At 47.6% G+C, this 2,204-nt stretch carries 4 protein-coding genes; all 4 read right to left on the reverse strand.

Translation table 11 applies throughout. The features are described 5' to 3' along the window. Positions 1-200 precede the first annotated feature (200 nt). A complete protein-coding gene (fliP, locus tag ESZ60_RS20490; protein ID WP_342365254.1) occupies positions 201-818 on the reverse strand; it encodes a flagellar type III secretion system pore protein FliP in 618 nt (205 codons plus the stop codon). A 95-nt stretch (positions 819-913) separates the two neighbouring features. Beyond that, a complete protein-coding gene (locus tag ESZ60_RS20495; protein ID WP_134682489.1) occupies positions 914-1,171 on the reverse strand; it encodes a FliM/FliN family flagellar motor switch protein in 258 nt (85 codons plus the stop codon). Continuing rightward, a complete protein-coding gene (locus ESZ60_RS20500) occupies positions 1,171-1,734 on the reverse strand; it encodes a hypothetical protein (protein ID WP_134682490.1) in 564 nt (187 codons plus the stop codon). The genes ESZ60_RS20495 and ESZ60_RS20500 overlap by 1 nt, the downstream gene beginning before the upstream one ends. Further along, entirely contained in the window at positions 1,731-2,066 is a 336-nt protein-coding gene (locus ESZ60_RS20505) for a hypothetical protein (RefSeq protein WP_134682491.1), read from the reverse strand. Before ESZ60_RS20505 ends, ESZ60_RS20500 begins: the two co-directional genes overlap by 4 nt. Positions 2,067-2,204 lie beyond the last annotated feature (138 nt).

Here is a 2,204-nt window from a genome sequence, read left to right on the forward strand (position 1 = left end):
TGGCTATGGACTTACAACAACGAGCGCCCCAACATGGGCATCGGCGGCATCACACCCGCCCAGAAACTGAAAATGGCTGCCTGAGGTCTACTTCTGCGCCCCGTTAAAACGGGGAGGATTACCCGATCCTCTGCCAGAAAAATCCCCGCATCCCGGCCACAATCGCCGCGTGAAAGGTTGTTCAGGCCGGACTAATAGCATTATTGATAACTTCCAATTAGCGATCCGGCCAAAATCGCCCATCCATCGATCGCAACGAAAAATGCTAACTTAAAGGGCAGGGCCACAGCGGATGGTGGAACCATCATCATACCCATTGACATTAAAATAGCAGAAACGACCAGATCGATAATTAAGAAAGGTAGTGAGATAATGAATCCAACTTCAAAAGCCCGTTGAATCTCGCTGAGCATGAAGGAGGGGGCGAGAACAGACAACGGGACCGATATTGCGGAGTGAGTTTCATTAACTCCCACTATTTCAGAGATGACTTCTGGATTAACTCGGCCTTCCATAAATCGGCGAAAAGGAGTGATGCCTAAATGAAATGCTTGATTGATGTCAATTGTGCCGGTTTGCAGCGGCGCGCCTGCTTTTTCCCACGCTTCATTAAATACTGGACTCATGATAGACCAGGAAAGAAATGCGGACAAACTTATAATAAGCATATTTGGAGGTGCCTGCTGTATGCCGATTGATTGGCGAAGTATCGACAGTACTGTCACGATAAATGGAAAGCAGGTAACCATAATAGCGATGCCTGGTGCAATCGATATAACTGTGAGAAATATGAATAGAGATACAGCATGCTGACCCACCCATTCGCTCTCGCTTAGCAGATGTGCAGCATCCTGAGCTAGAGCGAATGGCGGAAGTAAAGTAATCGCTAGTGCTAGAGCGCAACTAGCCTTCGCTACAGTTTTGATTTTTTCTCTATTATTCTGACACATAGTCGACTATCGCTTTCGCTGCTCATGGCTAGCTCTCCAAGTGCGATCATATCCTCACCGACGCAAATTTCGATCCCATCGGTAAGCTCGCGATCGAGCGTCAAGATTTCCCCCTCGCGCAAAGCCGAAATCTCCGCCACTGAGAGAATCTTTGACCCCATTCGGAAATTCACTTCTATTTTAATTTGCCCTTTTGCGACTAGCTCTACAAAACCATCCATTAAGCCCTCAGACGTTTCTGTCGGGAAGGAATTAAGTTAATTCGATCTGCATATTGCTTCTGGTCTATTTCGATCTCAGCGTTTTCGAACGTAACATTCGCCCGGCCAACCTCTTCTGCCCGTGCCCGAATACGAACCTGCGTATGTCCTTTGATGTCTAAACGATGGCGTAGTTCATCGTAAATATCCGCCGAGCAGGTTATCGATATTTCCTGGGGCCGAACATGGTGAGCAATCCGCTCAACCTCATCGAGAAGCTCGGTCGTCAGTACCTCTCGGCTTTCTGAAATTGCCAAGCTTTCCACTATTGTGGTCAATAGAGGAAAAATGGCCGAAGTGGCTTGGACACAGGCCTCATGCCGTATTCTCTCTAAGTCCACAACTGCAGCTAAGAAATTTCGGAGTTGAATTTCAAGATCGTCAAGGCTTGCCTGGCGTCCCTGTACTATTCCGTGTTCATATCCGACCTGGTAATTTTTTCCGTCCAATTCTTTGCATGAGCCAATAACTGAGGACTCGCATGTTGTAGAAAAAGATGGAAACTGGAAGTTTTCATATATCATGAGATCTCTTCGCTTCTTTTAATCCATCCAGACAGAAGTTGTAGGCTTTCGGTTTTTCGCTCTTTCATGAGGTCTCGCAATCGAAACACCGGATCTGCAACGTTCTTTTCTTCCTGAGTAATCTGAAGTTGACCAGTGAAGCCATCAAGTGCCCTCCCAGATAGTGCATCGACAGAGACTTCGGCGTGTTTTTCGGATACCTCCTTTCCTCCAAGCGAAATGCCCGGCGATTCTGGACCTGTGGTTCGCTGTTTGCCGATCGCCCGGGTAGCGATTACAAGGGCGGAGAGCATGAATAAACTAAGGAGAAGGAACTTGACCAGCCACTCCACGTCCAGGCGCTCAATAGTCCGGTCTGAACAACCAAGAACGCTTTGATTTTTCGTAACGAATCTGCGGTTTGGTTCGCTTTAAATTGCAGGGTTTCGTATGCTTTGGCCAGAAACCCTGCAATTCCCGGTCGCCAATGA

This window comes from Paracoccus ravus (assembly GCF_004522175.1).
Taxonomy (GTDB): domain Bacteria; phylum Pseudomonadota; class Alphaproteobacteria; order Rhodobacterales; family Rhodobacteraceae; genus Paracoccus; species Paracoccus ravus.